14 protein-coding genes and 1 tRNA gene are annotated in these 14,753 nt (G+C 70.1%); 4 read left to right on the forward strand and 11 right to left on the reverse strand.

What is annotated here, in order from left to right:
- The first annotated feature begins 5 nt into the window (after positions 1–5).
- Positions 6–80: transfer RNA gene (locus tag ACK8N7_RS17100), tRNA-Asp, on the forward strand.
- 172 nt (positions 81–252) lie between these two features.
- Positions 253–540, forward strand: a complete 288-nt coding sequence (locus ACK8N7_RS17105) for a DUF6274 family protein (protein WP_403218154.1) — start codon at positions 253–255, stop codon at positions 538–540.
- 609 nt (positions 541–1,149) lie between these two features.
- Here the strand turns inward: ACK8N7_RS17105 and bldC are convergent.
- Both bldC and ACK8N7_RS17115 read right to left on the reverse strand, forming a co-directional pair.
- Positions 1,150–1,356, reverse strand: a complete 207-nt coding sequence (gene bldC, locus ACK8N7_RS17110; RefSeq protein ID WP_003949541.1) for a developmental transcriptional regulator BldC — start codon at positions 1,354–1,356, stop codon at positions 1,150–1,152.
- 698 nt (positions 1,357–2,054) lie between these two features.
- Positions 2,055–2,918: a DUF8083 family protein gene (locus ACK8N7_RS17115; RefSeq protein WP_403218153.1), complete on the reverse strand. Its 864-nt coding sequence runs from the start codon at positions 2,916–2,918 to the stop codon at positions 2,055–2,057.
- A 175-nt stretch (positions 2,919–3,093) separates the two neighbouring features.
- Here ACK8N7_RS17115 and ACK8N7_RS17120 point away from each other — a divergent pair, with 175 nt between their 5' ends.
- Positions 3,094–4,176, forward strand: coding sequence for a Leu/Phe/Val dehydrogenase (locus tag ACK8N7_RS17120; RefSeq protein WP_403218152.1), 1,083 nt, complete (start codon positions 3,094–3,096; stop codon positions 4,174–4,176).
- 281 nt (positions 4,177–4,457) lie between these two features.
- Positions 4,458–4,715, forward strand: a complete 258-nt coding sequence (locus ACK8N7_RS17125; protein ID WP_031126291.1) for a DUF3073 domain-containing protein — start codon at positions 4,458–4,460, stop codon at positions 4,713–4,715.
- Between the two features lie 217 nt (positions 4,716–4,932).
- Here ACK8N7_RS17125 and purM read toward each other — a convergent pair whose 3' ends face one another.
- The 9 genes from purM to purS all read right to left on the reverse strand — a co-directional run bounded on the left by purM (position 4,933) and on the right by purS (position 14,369).
- Positions 4,933–6,006, reverse strand: a complete 1,074-nt coding sequence (purM, locus tag ACK8N7_RS17130) for a phosphoribosylformylglycinamidine cyclo-ligase (RefSeq protein WP_015610116.1) — start codon at positions 6,004–6,006, stop codon at positions 4,933–4,935.
- Between the two features lie 60 nt (positions 6,007–6,066).
- The gene (purF, locus tag ACK8N7_RS17135; protein ID WP_015610115.1) at positions 6,067–7,593 is read right to left on the reverse strand and encodes an amidophosphoribosyltransferase; all 1,527 of its coding nucleotides are present in this window, start codon (positions 7,591–7,593) and stop codon (positions 6,067–6,069) included.
- A gap of 341 nt (positions 7,594–7,934) precedes the next feature.
- Positions 7,935–8,783, reverse strand: a complete 849-nt coding sequence (locus ACK8N7_RS17140; RefSeq protein WP_403218151.1) for an META domain-containing protein — start codon at positions 8,781–8,783, stop codon at positions 7,935–7,937.
- 50 nt (positions 8,784–8,833) lie between these two features.
- Positions 8,834–9,637 carry a maleylpyruvate isomerase family mycothiol-dependent enzyme gene (locus tag ACK8N7_RS17145; protein ID WP_500443059.1) on the reverse strand — a complete coding sequence of 268 codons (804 nt, stop codon included), beginning with the start codon at positions 9,635–9,637 and terminating at the stop codon, positions 8,834–8,836.
- A 10-nt stretch (positions 9,638–9,647) separates the two neighbouring features.
- Positions 9,648–10,514 carry a M23 family metallopeptidase gene (locus tag ACK8N7_RS17150; protein ID WP_500443061.1) on the reverse strand — a complete coding sequence of 289 codons (867 nt, stop codon included), beginning with the start codon at positions 10,512–10,514 and terminating at the stop codon, positions 9,648–9,650.
- Positions 10,515–10,543: 29 nt separating this feature from the next.
- Positions 10,544–11,080, reverse strand: coding sequence for an ArsR/SmtB family transcription factor (locus tag ACK8N7_RS17155; protein ID WP_500443063.1), 537 nt, complete (start codon positions 11,078–11,080; stop codon positions 10,544–10,546).
- 114 nt (positions 11,081–11,194) lie between these two features.
- Positions 11,195–13,444, reverse strand: a complete 2,250-nt coding sequence (purL, locus tag ACK8N7_RS17160; RefSeq protein WP_500443065.1) for a phosphoribosylformylglycinamidine synthase subunit PurL — start codon at positions 13,442–13,444, stop codon at positions 11,195–11,197.
- A complete protein-coding gene (purQ, locus tag ACK8N7_RS17165; RefSeq protein ID WP_403218146.1) occupies positions 13,441–14,121 on the reverse strand; it encodes a phosphoribosylformylglycinamidine synthase subunit PurQ in 681 nt (226 codons plus the stop codon). Before purQ ends, purL begins: the two co-directional genes overlap by 4 nt.
- Entirely contained in the window at positions 14,118–14,369 is a 252-nt protein-coding gene (gene purS / locus ACK8N7_RS17170) for a phosphoribosylformylglycinamidine synthase subunit PurS (RefSeq protein ID WP_015610108.1), read from the reverse strand. The genes purQ and purS overlap by 4 nt, the downstream gene beginning before the upstream one ends.
- Between the last annotated feature and the right edge of the window lie 384 nt (positions 14,370–14,753).

The raw sequence follows: 14,753 nt of genomic DNA on the forward strand, positions 1-14,753 counted from the left end.
AACCTGGTCCTGTGGAGCAGTTTGGAGTGCTCGCCACCCTGTCAAGGTGGAGGCCGCGGGTTCAAATCCCGTCAGGACCGCAGTAGAAGAAAGCCCGGATCGAAATGATCCGGGCTTTCTCGCGTCTTGACGGCTCCTCGCACTCTTGACGGCTCCTCCCGCCACGGGTACCCCGTAGAGCAGAGGCTGTCCCTGTTTCCCTCGGCGCTTCCTAAGGCGGGGGACGGCCGGGCTCACCGGGAGGTGGCTCGTATGTCCGCGTCCACAGCACGACATGAGACCCGCGCACTGCTCCGCGCCCATCTGGCGGCCGCCTACGGCTACGGGCACCTCACCCGCCACTGCCCCGTCTGCCACCGGCTGCTGCGCCTCGCCATGGAGCCCGGGGACGGCGACCGGGAGGCGCGGGCGTCCGGAGCGGCTCCAGGGGCCCCGTACGAGCCGCAGGAGCCCCGGAATCGCACCGGAAGCCCCGCGGCCGCGGAAGGCGCCGCCGCGGAGCCGGACGGGGGCGAGGACGAAAGGCCCGCCGCTTCATGACCATCGGCCGGATGATTCCGCGTCCGGACAGTGGCAGGCTCGTAGTTGGCAAGCATCCGGCAGTGTGACGGGTGTCACCGAAAGAGTTTTCAGACCGGGGCACTTTACGCCTGTCCTACAACTGGCGAATTTAATATGTGCAATTGCACCGGCCCGAGCGTTCGGCCGGACCGTTCCGTCCGGGGCTGTCCCACCGAGTCCGGGACGCTCACCCACACTCCCGCACAGACCCGCTCACAGACCCACGAAGGGCGCCGGGACGGGCGGCGGGGCGATCCACCGACGGGCCCTGGAAGGCCTGGAAGCCGACCGACCACCCGGTTATCGGTCACCCGTCCGCGGACCCCTCCGAGGGTGTACGAGCGGCTTACGGGGGCACGAGAGGCCCGGCGGGACGCTGCCGGCCCAGGGTGCCGGGACATAAAAAGATCGCGCTGGACCCGGCGGAGTCCAGCGCGATCGAAACGACGCACCCGTACACAGGTATGACGCCCGTTGGGGCAGGCGTCCGTCGAATGGAGCTATGTATGGGCGGCCGGAGGTTGGGGGACCTGACGACTGCCCGGTTGTGATGCTGTTACTGCTGCTGCGCTGCGCGACAGGGGTGTGTCAGGCCTCGCTGCGCTGCTGCGGAATACCCGCAAGCAGTGCGCGGACCTCTGCCTCGCGGTACCGGCGATGTCCACCGAGCGTGCGGATGGACGTGAGCTTGCCAGCCTTGGCCCAACGGGTGACCGTCTTCGGGTCCACGCGGAACATCGTGGCAACCTCAGCCGGGGTCAGCAGCGGCTCGGCATCAGGGGTGCGAGCGGTCATGAGCGGCCTCCTCGGGAGAACCGAACCTTCTCGGTTCTTTCCTCTAAATTCTGCACCTTGACCCGCGTTGCCCGAAATGGCGGACGCGGGCCGAGTCGGTTATAGGACGAACGGCTTGTCCTCGGCACTACAACTACACCATCCGTCCAGCCGCGTCGGCCAAACCGATGGAATTGCCCTCCCAGGTGTTCATCAGCGACGGAAGCCGATGGACCATGCCATAGCGGACAGTCACACCACCGTGACGATCAGTCACAGAGCGATCAGGAGTCATCAGACCCCCCATAGCGTGCAATGCTGAGCATTCCGCCCTTACTTGGACAGAAGGAGCCCTCCCCGGACTCCTTGTCCTATTTTGGCACGAGGAGTAGGGATGAGCGCAAGGGCCCCGTTAGTGCTATCCATCACGCTTGAGGCAAAGGCCCGGTTCGGGACGTAGGTCCCGGCTCATGAGGCGTACTCTTCCGCCTCACCCACCCCACGTGCCACACGGGACGCAGGTTCACGGCCCGTCAGCCGCCCTTCGCGGCCTCCGCCCTGGCGATCCGGCCGGCTCCTCCGCCGGACTCCCGCACCCCTCCTTCCCGCCCGGTCCGACTTCCGGTCCGTCCTGGATGAAGGATGCCCCGGTTCCATCACGTTGATGCCGCTGTGGGCCTTTTCACGTCAATTGGTGAACGGGCCGACCGACGGGCCGGTCAGTTGGTGAACTGGCGGTCCCGGACCGCCCGCCACCGCTCCGCGAGCCGCGCGTACGCCTCTCCGGCGCCCTCGCTGTCGCCGGTGCCCAGCGCGGCGAGCCCCTCCGCCACATCCGCCGCCGACCGGTCCCCGGCGAGCTGCTCCGCGGAGAGCGCGTGCACCAGACCGCCGTAGTCGAGCTCCACGAGCGAGCGCGGATGGAACTCCTCCAGCCAGCGCCCCACATCCACGAGCCCCTCGGTGAGCGGGCCCTGGGCGACGCTCTCGCGCAGCGTCCGCAGCCCCCGGGCCAGCCGGCGCCGGGCCTCCACCATCGGCGTGCGGTAGCGCAGCACCGGCTCCCCGCCCTCGCCGTCCGCCGCCGCGTACTCCCGCTCCTCGTCGCGGAAGAGGACGAACCAGCGCACCGGGACCTGCCACACCGTGGTGCGGATCCACGGCCGCGCGTCCGGGTTGTGCCGCTGCCAGCGCTCGTGGTCCGCCCGCGCCTGGTCCCGCACCACGGCGGGCAGCAGGACGTCCAGCACGTTGGCCGGAAACATTCCCCCCACTTCCCCCGGCCCCTCCAGCTCCTCCAGTGCGAGCCACCCCCGCAGCCGGGTCCGCCACGGGCAGACGCACAGCACCCCGTCCAGCTCCGCCACGAACGCGTCACCGCTCTCGTGGACGGGCACCCCGACCGGCGGGGTCGGCACCAGGTCGGCCAGTGAGCGGCGCAGTTCGTCCTGGGCGGTGGGCAGCACCGGGCGCTGGGCGTAACGGGCCCAGTGACTGCGCTCGGGCTCCGCGAAGGCGGCGAGCGGCTCGTACACCCGGAGGTAGGACGTGTAAGGGACGACCACTGAAGACACCACCGACATGCAGCGCATCGTGCCACGCGCGTACACCCCCAGGGGGTGATCCTCCGCACGGGGGCAGATCCGCGCCGCCGGAGGACTTACGCTCTTGCCCATCGGACCGGCCGTGCCGGTCGGTCCGGGGCTCTCCCCACCCCTAGGAAAGCCTCCGCCGCTTCGTTATTTGGGAGTCACCACAGTGACCGATGTGACCAACGGCGTCCTGCACACCCTGTTCCACTCGGATCAGGGGGGTCACGAGCAAGTCGTGATCTGCCAGGACCGTGCCACCGGCCTCAAGGCCGTCATCGCCCTCCACTCCACCGCCCTGGGCCCCGGCCTCGGCGGCACCCGCTTCTACCCGTACGCCACCGAGGCCGAGGCCGTCGCCGACGCGCTGAACCTGTCGCGCGGGATGTCGTACAAGAACGCCCTGGCCGGGCTCGACCACGGTGGTGGCAAGGCCGTCATCATCGGCGACCCGGAGAAGATCAAGACGGAGGAACTCCTCCTGGCCTACGGCCGGTTCGTCGCCTCGCTCGGCGGCCGCTACGTCACCGCCTGCGATGTCGGCACCTACGTCGCCGACATGGACGTCGTCGCCCGGGAGTGCCGCTGGACCACCGGCCGCTCCCCCGAGAACGGCGGCGCCGGCGACTCCTCCGTCCTCACGGCGTTCGGTGTCTTCCAGGGCATGCGGGCCTCGGCCCAGCACCTGTGGGGCGACCCGACGCTGCGCGGCCGCAAGGTCGGCGTCGCCGGGGTCGGCAAGGTGGGCCACCACCTCGTCGAGCACCTGCTCTCCGACGGGGCCGAGGTCGTGATCACCGACGTCCGCGAGGAGTCGGTGCGCCGGATCACCGATCTGCACCCCGAGGTCACCGTGGTGGCCGACACCGAGACGCTGATCCGCATCGAGGGCCTCGACATCTACGCGCCCTGCGCGCTCGGCGGCGCGCTCAACGACGCGACCGTTCCGGTGCTCACGGCGAAGGTGGTGTGCGGCGCGGCCAACAACCAGCTGGCCCACCCGGGTGTCGAGAAGGACCTGGCCGACCGGTCGGTCCTCTACGCCCCCGACTACGTGGTCAACGCCGGCGGCGTGATCCAGGTCGCCGACGAGCTGCACGGGTTCGACTTCGACCGGTGCAAGGCGAAGGCGACGAAGATCTTCGACACCACGCTGGAAATATTCGCACGTGCGAAGGCGGACGGGATTCCGCCCGCCGCGGCGGCCGACCGGATCGCCGAGCAGCGGATGGCCGAGGCGCGCGGTCGCTGACGCGTACGCGGACGGCCCGCCGACCGGCAGGAGACAAGTCTCACGCCGGTCGGCGGGTCGTCCGCCCAGAAGAGGTTAAAATCGCAGTTGACCAGCGGGGACGGGGCTCCCCACTGGCCCTGCACCGGGGCGCAAGACGCGGGCGGCGTACCGTATGGCCACGGAAGCAGGTACCGTTAAAGCCCTACGGGCGCGGTCTCTCTGTCGAGAGTCCGTCCTGAAACATGAACGCGTGTCAAGACTCTGGGGCCGTCGAGCCCCGTCACCGAGGGGGTCGAGCCATGGGGCGCGGCCGGGCAAAGGCCAAGCAGACCAAGGTCGCCCGCCAGCTGAAGTACAGCAGCGGCGGAACGGACCTGTCGCGTCTGGCCAATGAGCTGGGCGCATCTCCTTCGAGTCAGCCACCGAACGCTGAGCCGTTCGAGGACGACGACGAGGAAGATGACCCGTACGCACAGTACGCGGATCGCTACAACGAGGACGATGGCGAGGATCAGGACGATCAGTCCGGCCCCTCGTCGCAGCGCCGCGGCGCTTGACCTCGCGCTGACACATCAACCCGGTCCGGGCCTGCCCCGGGCCGGGTTCTGTGTGTCCCGATCCGGATCGGATCCGTACGTCCCGGTCCGGAGCTTTTCTGCGTCCTGATCCGGGGTGCGCGAGCTGTCCCGGACCAGGGTGGGCACCCCGCCCCCGATCGGCTCCGCCGTGCGTGGTGTGCCGGGCCGGGCGGCCCGGCACACCACGGCGTACGGCCTAGCGTGCGTAGCTGCCGGTCAGCTCGGCGCCCGTGGCGTGGTCACCGCGGTCGGTGATCTCACCGGCGACCCAGGAGTCGACGCCGCGGTCGGACAGGGTCGTGAGCGCCGCGTCCACCGAGTCGGCCGGGACGATCGCGATCATGCCGACGCCCATGTTCAGCGTCTTCTCCAGCTCCAGCTGCTCCACGTTCCCGGCCTTGCCGACCAGGTCGAAGACCGCGCCCGGCGTCCAGGTGGACCGGTCCACGGTGGCGTGCAGCCCGTCCGGGATGACCCGGGCCAGGTTGTTCGCCAGGCCGCCGCCGGTGACGTGGCTGAAGCCGTGCACCTCGGTCGTGCGGGTGAGCGCCAGGCAGTCCAGCGAGTAGATCCGGGTGGGCTCCAGGAGCTCCTCGCCGAGCGTCCGGCCGAACTCCTCGACCTCGCGGTCCAGCGTCCAGCCGGCCCGGTCGAAGACCACGTGGCGGACGAGCGAGTACCCGTTCGAGTGAAGTCCGGAGGACGCCATCGCGATGACGGCGTCACCCTTGCGGATACGGTCCGGGCCGAGCAGGCGGTCGGCCTCGACCACGCCCGTACCGGCTCCCGCGACGTCGAAGTCGTCCGGGCCGAGGAGACCCGGGTGCTCGGCCGTCTCGCCGCCGACCAGGGCGCAGCCCGCGAGGACACAGCCTTCGGCGATGCCCTTCACGATGGCCGCGACACGCTCGGGGTGCACCTTGCCGACGCAGATGTAGTCGGTCATGAAGAGCGGCTCGGCCCCGCAGACGACGAGGTCGTCCACGACCATGCCGACGAGGTCGTGGCCGATGGTGTCGTACACGCCCATCTGACGCGCCAGGTCCACCTTGGTGCCGACACCGTCGGTGGCGGAGGCCAGGAGCGGGCGCTCGTAGCGCTTGAGCGCCGAGGCGTCGAAGAGGCCGGCGAAGCCGCCGAGACCGCCGAGGCCCGCGACCTCGGGGCGCTGCGTCTTCTTCACCCACTCCTTCATCAGCTCGACGGCGCGGTCACCGGCTTCGATGTCGACTCCGGCCGCCGCGTAGGAAGCACCTGTTGTCTCAGACATGGCCTGGGATCTTTCGTGTGGAGATACGGGGCTGGTGGGGGAGGCGGCCGCGCGTCCGGGTCACGGACGGCGCAGCGCGTCGGCCGCGGCGGTGGCCGCGGGCCCTGCCGCCAGCTCGGTCTCCAGCAGCTGCTTGCCGAGCAGCTCCGGGTCCGGGAGCTCCATCGGGTACTCACCGTCGAAGCAGGCGCGGCACAGGTTGGGCTTGTCGATCGTGGTCGCCTCGATCATCGCGTCGATCGAGATGTACGACAGGGAGTCGGCCCCCATCGAGGTGCAGATCTCGTCGACGGTCATGCCGTTGGCGATCAGCTCGGCGCGGGTCGCGAAGTCGATGCCGAAGAAGCAGGGCCACTTGACCGGCGGCGAGGAGATCCGGATGTGGATCTCGGCGGCCCCGGCCTCGCGGAGCATCCGGACCAGTGCGCGCTGGGTGTTGCCGCGGACGATCGAGTCGTCGACGACCACCAGGCGCTTGCCCTTGATGACTTCCTTGAGCGGGTTCAGCTTGAGCCGGATACCGAGCTGGCGGATGGTCTGCGAGGGCTGGATGAAGGTCCGGCCGACGTAGGCGTTCTTCACCAGTCCGGCGCCGAACGGGATACCGCTGGCCTCCGCGTACCCGATCGCGGCGGGGGTGCCGGATTCCGGGGTCGCTATGACCAGATCCGCCTCGGCGGGGGCTTCGGCGGCCAGTCGGCGGCCCATCTCCACCCGGGAGAGGTAGACGTTCCGGCCGGCGATGTCGGTGTCGGGACGGGCCAGGTAGACGTACTCGAAGACACAGCCCTTGGGCTTCGCTTCTGCGAATCGGGAGGTGCGCAGGCCGTTCTCGTCGATGGCGACGAGCTCACCCGGCTCGATCTCGCGTACGTAGCTGGCGCCGCAGATGTCGAGCGCGGCGGACTCGGAGGCGACCACCCAGCCGCGCTCCAGCCGGCCGAGCACCAGCGGGCGGATGCCCTGCGGGTCACGGGCGGCATAGAGGGTGTGCTCGTCCATGAAGACGAGCGAGAACGCGCCCTTGACGTCGGGAAGCACCTTGGCGGCGGCTTCCTCGATGGTGAGGGGCTTGTCGTTCTCGTCGCGCTGCCCGGCGAGCAGTGCGGTCACCAGGTCGGTGTCGTTGGTCGCGGCGACCTGGGTGGCGCGGCCGTCCTTGCGGGGGAGGTCGGCGACCATCTCCGCGAGCTGGGCCGTGTTGACCAGGTTCCCGTTGTGGCCGAGGGCGATCGAGCCGTGCGCGGTGGCACGGAACGTCGGCTGCGCGTTCTCCCACACCGAGGCACCGGTGGTGGAGTAGCGGGCATGACCGACCGCGATATGGCCCTGGAGGGAACCCAGAGACGTTTCGTCGAAGACCTGCGAGACCAGTCCCATGTCCTTGAAGACGAGGATCTGGGACCCGTTGCTCACTGCGATGCCCGCGGATTCCTGTCCGCGGTGCTGCAGGGCATACAGTCCGAAATAGGTGAGCTTGGCGACCTCTTCACCCGGAGCCCAGACACCGAAGACGCCACAAGCGTCCTGGGGGCCTTTCTCTCCGGGGAGCAGGTCGTGGTTGAGTCGTCCATCACCACGGGGCACGGCACCGAGTGTAGGCGAGATCGACCACTGGTCCGAATTGGGGACCGGTCGGCAGAGCCGGTGCGGAGCACGGGGAACGGGTCCGCCCGCCGCGCCGGGCGGGCGATTCGCGGGACTTCGGCCGGTGACCCTGTGTGACCGCTGCGCGGGTGCCGGATTCCCCGGGGAGCGGGTGCGGCGCTCGCTCCCGGGCCGGAGAACGGTTACCGACCGGTAGCGACTCTCTGCGGCGACCGGGCGGCGGCCGTCCGGCCGTGGCGCTCGGTGAACCTGCCCCGGACCCGCCCCGGCCGCTGGCCGAACGCTCGTTTCGTGGTGAGCCTCACACCCGGGAGCCGGGTTCAGCCCTGTTCCTGGGTGCCCTCGCTCTTCGCCGGGGTGGCCGTGGCGCCGATGCCCTTGCCGTCCTTCGACGTGACGGTGAGCGTGCTGCCCTTGATCGTGTACGTCGCCGGGCCGTCCAGGGCCGCGAGGACCGCGCGCTCCACCTCCATCTCGGCCTCCGGGCACATCTTCCGGGTGCCGGCCGGCGGGCCGAAGCCGATCGTGGAGCCCTTGACCGCCGCCTTGCCGTGGAAGGAGTTGCAGCCGGAGTTGCCGTGCACCGTGCCGTCCTCGCCGAAGGTCAGGTGGGGCACCCGCTCCTTCGGCAGGTCGGCGGGCACGGATGTCGCCGTCTCTCCGCTGAGCAGCGTGTTCACCGCCCACCGCGTGCCCACCAGGCCGGCCGGCTTCTCCTCGCTGAGCGCGATGGTGTCGCCGCCCTCGGTGGTGAGGGTCAGCTTCTCGCCGGAGAGCTTCGCGGTGAGTTCGCCGTCCATCGCGGCGAGGGCGGCCTTCTCGGCCTTCTCGGTGGTCTCGTCGCACGCCATCTGCGTGGAGACGGGCTTGCCGAAGGTGATCCGGTCGCCCTCCACGCGGGCGTCCGCGCTGATGTGGTTGCAGCCGAAGCCGGCCTTGGCCCGGCCCTTCGGGTCGATCTCCAGCCGGGAGCCCTCCGGGGCCTCGGTCTTCTTCCCGTCGACGGTCAGGGAGTCGACGCTCCACGCCACCCCCGTGACGGGCACATCGCTCTGCACGGTGTCACCGCCGTCACCGGAGCCGGAGCCGGAACCCGACTCCGTACCGCAGGCGGCGAGGGTGAGGAGGGCCAGGACGCTGACGCTGACTGCCATACGTTGTGTGTGCATGGCGATGTGACGGAACGGGGCCCCGATCCGGTTCCGTCGCCTTGTGTCCGTCAGCCCATCAGGGGCAGCAGCTCCGCCAGATCGGCGCGCTCGCCACTCGCGCTGACCTCGGCGTTCTCCAGGGCCCGCGCCCACTCCGTACGCCCGGTGGCGAGGCGGATCCAGGTCAGCGGGCCGGTCTCGACGACGTTGGGCGGGGTGCCCCGGGTGTGCTTGGGGCCGCCGATGCACTGGACCACCGCGAACGGCGGGACGCGCACCTCGACCGAACCGCCGGGCGCCCGGTCCGCGAGGGTGTCCGCCAGCAGCCGGGTGCAGGCGGCCAGGGCCTGCCGGTCGTACGGGATCTCCGCCCCGAGCGCCTCGTTGAGGTCGTCGGTGTGGACGATCAGCTCGACGGTCCGGGTGACCAGGAAGTCGGCCAGGCGCATGGTGCCGACCCGGGTGGGCAGCAGCCGCTCCCCCGTCCCGGAGGCCGGGACGTCCGCGAGGAATGCCGCCTCGACCTCCCCGTACAGCGTGGTGAGGTCGGGGCGGTCGGTCGCCAGGTCCTCGACGTCCTCCGCGATCCGGGCGGCGTACGCCGAGGTGGCGGGCGGCCATTCCAGGAGCGTGAGTCCGGGCTTGGGTCCCGGTGGCTCGGGCAGGGCCAGGGAGCGGCTCACGCTGCCCAGGACCATCGCGACATGCGCGGCGAGCTCGCGCACCGTCCAGTCGCCGAGCCGGGTAGGCCGGGCTAGCTGCTCGGGCGTCAACTCGGCGACGGCGTCACGGACATGGGCGAACTGGGCGAGGACCGCCGTCCGGGTCCTGAGGTGGTCGTAGGCGCGCGGGCGCTTCTTGGCCGGGGGCATGGGGCCGAGACTAACGGGCCCCACCGACATCCCCCGGCCGGGTCTGCTCGGCCCGCTCTCCGACGGTGAACGTCTCGCCGTTCGCCGGGACCCCGATGCCCCGCCAGGTGAAGGGGACGCCCCGGGCGTCGTCGGGATCGGGGCCGTCCATGAGGTGGAAGTGGAGGTGAGGTTCGGTGGTGTTGCCGGAGTTCCCGACACGGGCGATCGGCTGCCCGGCCCGGACGGTGTCCCCGGCCCTCACCTGGAGCGAGCCGCGCTGTACGTGGGCGTAGACGGCGTACGTACCCTCGCCGAGGTCCAGGATCACGTGGTTGCCGATGATCCGCCGGGCGCCGAGCATGTCCCGTACGGCGCCCTCGATCAGCATCAGATAGGCGAGCGCGGGCAGCGAGTTGCGGCTCAGGTGGTCGCGCCGGCCGGCGCTCGCCCGGACGACCGTGGCGTCCGCCACCGCGAGCAGTGGGGCGCCGAAAGCCGGGAAGTCGCGGTTGCGCCGGACGACCGGCCAGAACAAGCGGAACGGGGGGCGGGCCGGGGACTCGCCGTCACCGGTCTCGGGCTCGGCCACGATGTCGATCGCGTACGTCTGCCCGTACACGTGTGTCCCGTGGCTCGGCACCTTGTCCGCCGGGCTGTTCAGGGCGGACCAACGGCCGGTCACCGGCGGATCGACCTCCACGGCGGGGCGGTCCTTCAACGCCTCCCTCGGGCCGCTGCGGCTCAGCGTGAACCCGATGACCACGGCCACGACCGCGGGCACGAAGGTTAGGCCGAAGGGCAGCAGCGGCTCGGCGAAGACCCCGATGAGCACCAGCGCCACGAAGACGAGCCAGCACACGCGGTAGAGCACCATCATGGCTTTGCGGACGGACATGATCACTTCCCCCCTGTTTCCGGACGGTTCTACGGCCTCGCCGCCGCCAGCACCACCAGCAGCGGCACCACCCGGGCGGCCGGCACCTCGTACCGGCCGCGGCCGGCCGTGCGGAGCCAGCCCGCGCCGGTCAGCTGGCGCAGGTGGTGGTAGATCTGGCCGGTGGTGCCGACCGCGTCGAGCGCGGCCAGTTCGGCGGCGGTGCGGCGGCCGCCGAGGATCTCGCGGAGCAGGCGCAGCCGTACGGGGTGGCCGAGCGCGGCGAGCGAATCCGCCGTCGCCGACGCGTCGTCGGGCCGCTCCTCACCCGCCTCGCCGTCCCCTTCGAGGAGCGCGCCGGTGAGGGCCCCGTACTGCCACTCGTACTGCTCGCCGGTGGGCAGCCGGACCGCTCCGGTGAAGAGCACTCCCCCGTCGGCCGCGGCCTCCCCGACGTCGGCGAGCTGCTGTTTCAGCCCGCTCAAAGCCCAGAAATCACCGTCGCCCAGGCGGGGGGACTCACGGTCCTGCCGCTCCAGCGCCGTGAGCCGCCTCTCCAGCTCGGCGACCCGCTGCTCCAGCTCCATGACACCAACCTTACGTAATTACGTAATTTCCATCAAGAAGGTTCGAGGGAAAGCCGAAGCCCCCGTCCGGAGGACCCGGGCGGGGGCTTCGGTAAACGCCGGTCGGCGCGCGGCTCAGGCGAGCAGCGCGGGGATCGTCGCCTCGTGCGCCGTACGGAGCTCGCTCAGCGGAATGGAGAACTCGCCCTGGATCTCGATCTCTTCGCCGTCCACGACACCGATGCGGGCGACGGGCAGACCCCGTGCGCCGCACATGTCGTTGAAGCGGAGCTCCTCGCTGCGCGGGATCGAGACGACCGCGCGCCCCGCCGACTCGGAGAAGAGGAACGTGAACGTGTCCAGGCCGTCCGGCACGACCAGCCGTGCACCCTTCCCGCCGCGCAGGCAGGACTCGGTGACCGCCTGGATCAGGCCGCCGTCGCTCAGGTCGTGCGCCGCGTCGATCATGCCGTCGCGGGAGGCCGAGATGAGGATCTCGGCGAGCAGCTTCTCCCGGCCGAGGTCCACCTTGGGCGGCAGGCCGCCGAGGTGCTGGTGGACGACCTCGGACCAGGCCGAGCCGCCGAACTCCTCGTGGGTGTCGCCCAGCAGGTAGAGGAGCTGGCCCTCTTCGGCGAACGCGACCGGCGTACGCCGGGTGACGTCGTCGATCACACCGAGCACGGCCACGACCGGCGTCGGGTGGATCGCCGTCTCACCGGTCTGGTTGTAGAGCGAGACGTTGCCACCGGTGACCGGGGTGCCCAGCTCCAGGCAGCCGTCCGCGAGACCGCGGGTGGCCTCGGCGAACTGCCACATGACGTCCGGGTCCTCGGGCGAACCGAAGTTGAGGCAGTCCGAGATGGCGAGCGGCTTGGCGCCGGAGGCGGCGACGTTGCGGTACGACTCCGCCAGCGCGAGCTGCGCGCCGGTGTACGGGTCGAGCTTGGCGTACCGGCCGTTGCCGTCGGTCGCCATCGCCACGCCCAGGTTCGTCTCGGCGTCGATGCGGACCATGCCCGCGTCCTCGGGCATCGCCAGCACGGTGTTGCCCTGCACGAAGCGGTCGTACTGGTCGGTGATCCACGCCTTGGAAGCCTGGTTCGGGGAGGCGACCAGCTTGAGGACCTGCTCGCGCAGCTCGGCCGCGTTCGCCGGGCGGGGGAGCTTGCCGGCGTCGTCCGCCTGGAGCGCGTCCTGCCAGGACGGGCGGGCGTACGGGCGGTGGTAGACCGGGCCGTCGTGGGCGACCGAGCGCGGCGGGACGTCCACGATCTGCTCGCCGTGCCAGAAGATCTCCAGCTGGGAGCCCTCGGTCACCTCACCGATGACGGTGGCGATGACATCCCACTTCTCGCAGATCTCGAGGAAGCGGTCGACGTGCTGGGGCTCGACGATCGCGCACATGCGCTCCTGCGACTCGCTCATGAGGATTTCCTCGGGCGAGAGGGAGGAGTCGCGCAGCGGCACGGTGTCCAGCTCGACGCGCATGCCACCGGAACCGGCGGAGGCCAGCTCGCTGGTGGCGCAGGAGAGCCCGGCGCCGCCGAGGTCCTGGATGCCCGCGACGAGCTTCTCCTTGAAGATCTCCAGGGTGCACTCGATGAGGAGCTTCTCCTGGAACGGGTCGCCGACCTGGACGGCGGGGCGCTTGGCGGGGCCGGTGGACTCGAAGGTCTCCGAGGCCAGCACGGAGACGCCGCCGATGCCGTCGCCGCCGGTGCGGGCGCCGTACAGGATGACCTTGTTGCCGGGGCCCGAGGCCTGCGCGAGGTGGATGTCCTCGTGCTTCATCACGCCGATGCAGCCGGCGTTGACCAGCGGGTTGCCCTGGTAGCAGGAGTCGAAGACGACCTCGCCGCCGATGTTGGGCAGGCCCAGGCAGTTGCCGTAGCCGCCGATGCCCGCGACGACGCCCGGCAGGACGCGCTTGGTGTCGGGGTGGTCGGCGGCGCCGAAGCGCAGCGGGTCCACGACCGCGATCGGGCGGGCACCCATGGCGAGGATGTCGCGCACGATGCCGCCGATACCGGTGGCCGCGCCCTGGTAGGGCTCGATGTACGACGGGTGGTTGTGCGACTCGACCTTGAAGGTGACCGCGTACCCCTGGCCGACGTCCACGACGCCCGCGTTCTCACCGATGCCGACGAGCATCGCGTCGTTGGCGGGGACCTTCTCGCCGAACTGCTTGAGGTGGACCTTGCTGCTCTTGTACGAACAGTGCTCCGACCACATCACCGAGTACATGGCGAGCTCGGCGCCGGTGGGACGGCGGCCCAGGATCTCGCGGATCCGGGCGTACTCGTCCTCCTTGAGGCCGAGCTCCTTCCAGGGCTGCTCGGCGTCCGGGGTCTCGGCCGCGTGCTTGACCGTATCCAGGCTCATGCGTTGACCAGCTTCTTGATGATCGAGGTGAAGAAACCGAGGCCGTCGGTGCGGCCGGTGCCGATGAGCGGCTCCACGGCGTGCTCCGGGTGCGGCATCAGGCCGACGATGTTGCCCGCCGCGTTGGTGATGCCCGCGATGTCGCGGAGCGAGCCGTTGGGGTTGCCGTCCAGGTAGCGGAAGGCGACGCGGCCCTCGGCCTCCAGCTCGTCGAGCGTGTGCTCGTCGGCGGTGTACCGGCCGTCCATGTTCTTGAGCGGGACCTGGATCTCCTGGCCGGCGCTGTAGTCCGAGGTCCAGGCGGTCTCCGCGTTCTCCACCCGCAGCTTCTGGTCGCGGCAGATGAAGTGCAGGTGGTTGTTGCGCAGCATCGCGCCGGGCAGCAGGTGCGCCTCGGTCAGGATCTGGAAGCCGTTGCAGATGCCGAGGACCGGCATACCGGCCTTCGCCTGCTCGATGAGCGGCTCCATCACCGGCGAGAAGCGCGAGATCGCACCGGCCCGCAGGTAGTCCCCGTAGGAGAAACCGCCGGCCAGGACGACCGCGTCGACCTGGTGCAGGTCCCTGTCACGGTGCCAGAGCGATACGGGCTCGGCGCCCGCGATCCGGACGGCCCTCAGCGCGTCCTGATCGTCGAGGGTGCCGGGAAAAGTGACGACGCCGATACGGGTGGTCACTTCTCCTCCTCCACCTTCACGGTGAAGTCCTCGATGACGGTGTTGGCGAGGAAGGTCTCGGCCATCTCGTTAATACGGGCGAGGGCGGCGTCGTCCACCGGCCCCTCGACCTCCAGCTCGAAACGCTTTCCCTGACGAACGTCCGCGATTCCCTCAAAGCCGAGACGGGGCAGCGCGCGCTGCACCGCCTGTCCCTGCGGGTCGAGGATCTCCGGCTTGAGCATGACGTCGACTACGACGCGTGCCACTGGCACTCCCGGTGTGGTGGTGTGGTGCGGCTGTCTCTCCGGGGGGTTCCCCAGACCCCCGCGGGTCCACTCAGCGTACCTGGCCGAAAATTCTACGCGGGTAGATATAGGACGGAACGGACGTGGGGCACAGCCACCGGGGGCTCGGCGCAGATCACGCCGGGATATCGGCCGCGACAAGGTGCGAGAAAAGTCCTGGGAAAAAATCACCCGCCGGATTGCGCACGGACACGCGGATGTAATTGGCTGGGCTTCACAATGCGGTGCCAACCGCTGTACAAATGATTACCGGGGAAAGCAGCATTGCCCCGGGAACACCGGAACTGTCGACATCAGTCGATCCGTATCCGCCTAACAGCCGGAAGGCCGGCCCACCGGCGCACG

Source organism: Streptomyces griseobrunneus (assembly GCF_046713465.1).
In the GTDB taxonomy this organism is placed as follows: domain Bacteria; phylum Actinomycetota; class Actinomycetes; order Streptomycetales; family Streptomycetaceae; genus Streptomyces; species Streptomyces microflavus.

Excerpts from the sequence above, each read along its gene's own strand:
- ACK8N7_RS17105 (WP_403218154.1), top strand. The coding sequence starts at position 253 with ATGTCCGCGTCCACAGCACGACATGAGACCCGCGCACTGCTCCGCGCC.
- bldC (WP_003949541.1), bottom strand. The coding sequence starts at position 1,356 with ATGACCGCTCGCACCCCTGATGCCGAGCCGCTGCTGACCCCGGCTGAG.
- ACK8N7_RS17115 (WP_403218153.1), bottom strand. The coding sequence starts at position 2,918 with ATGTCGGTGGTGTCTTCAGTGGTCGTCCCTTACACGTCCTACCTCCGG.
- ACK8N7_RS17125 (WP_031126291.1), top strand. The coding sequence starts at position 4,458 with ATGGGGCGCGGCCGGGCAAAGGCCAAGCAGACCAAGGTCGCCCGCCAG.
- purM (WP_015610116.1), bottom strand. The coding sequence starts at position 6,006 with ATGTCTGAGACAACAGGTGCTTCCTACGCGGCGGCCGGAGTCGACATC.
- ACK8N7_RS17140 (WP_403218151.1), bottom strand. The coding sequence starts at position 8,783 with ATGCACACACAACGTATGGCAGTCAGCGTCAGCGTCCTGGCCCTCCTC.
- ACK8N7_RS17145 (WP_500443059.1), bottom strand. The coding sequence starts at position 9,637 with ATGCCCCCGGCCAAGAAGCGCCCGCGCGCCTACGACCACCTCAGGACC.
- ACK8N7_RS17150 (WP_500443061.1), bottom strand. The coding sequence starts at position 10,514 with ATGTCCGTCCGCAAAGCCATGATGGTGCTCTACCGCGTGTGCTGGCTC.
- ACK8N7_RS17155 (WP_500443063.1), bottom strand. The coding sequence starts at position 11,080 with ATGGAGCTGGAGCAGCGGGTCGCCGAGCTGGAGAGGCGGCTCACGGCG.
- purL (WP_500443065.1), bottom strand. The coding sequence starts at position 13,444 with ATGAGCCTGGATACGGTCAAGCACGCGGCCGAGACCCCGGACGCCGAG.